The organism is Spiroplasma sp. ChiS, assembly GCF_002968355.1.
GTDB lineage: Bacteria > Bacillota_I > Bacilli_A > Mycoplasmatales > Mycoplasmataceae > Spiroplasma > Spiroplasma citri.
Genome location: NZ_PUUH01000269.1, coordinates 1 through 659 on the forward strand (window position 1 = coordinate 1; position 659 = coordinate 659).

2 protein-coding genes are annotated in these 659 nt (G+C 27.5%); both read right to left on the reverse strand.

The genetic code is table 4. The features are described from left to right. On the reverse strand, positions 1–201 hold a 201-nt coding region (locus tag C6B38_RS12415), incomplete at its 3' end, for a terminase large subunit domain-containing protein (protein WP_199558608.1). Beyond that, complete coding sequence (locus C6B38_RS06815; RefSeq protein ID WP_162475929.1) at positions 191–628, reverse strand: terminase large subunit domain-containing protein; 438 nt, start codon at positions 626–628, stop codon at positions 191–193. The genes C6B38_RS12415 and C6B38_RS06815, both read right to left, overlap by 11 nt. Positions 629–659: the final 31 nt, after the last annotated feature.

Consider the following 659-nt stretch of genomic DNA (forward strand, 5'->3'; position numbering starts at 1 on the left):
TATTAATAACATTAAATAATCTTTTCTTTTTGCGGTTGCTGTTCGCATAACATCATAAATGTCACGCTTTTCCATCATTGCTACTTCATCTAAAACAACAAAATAGGGGTTTAAACCATCTAATGTTTTTGTTTCTGATGATAGTGGTTGAAAAAAAGAATTATTATGTATAAACTCTATTTTATCTCGCTTAACTTTTAAATATTAATAACATTAAATAATCTTTTCTTTTTGCGGTTGCTGTTCGCATAACATCATAAATGTCACGCTTTTCCATCATTGCTACTTCATCTAAAACAACAAAATAGGGGTTTAAACCATCTAATGTTTTTGTTTCTGATGATAGTGGTTGAAAAAAAGAATTATTATGTATAAACTCTATTTTATCTCGCTTAACTTTTAAAATTTTATTTAAGTTAGGATTAATAAAAATCATTCGTCGCATTTCTTCATAAACTCTTTTTGCTTGATCTCGTTTGGTTGCAATAGAATAAAGTTCGGAATTTGCTTCATTATCTAAAATTAAACTTTTTAAAGCGATTGCAGAAGCAAGGGCGGTTTTTCCATTTCCTCTTCCAACAATTAAGAGTGCTTCTTTAAATCTTCTTAAATTTGTTTTTTTTATCATAAAAACCATATAATGCTTCTAAAAATGCTTT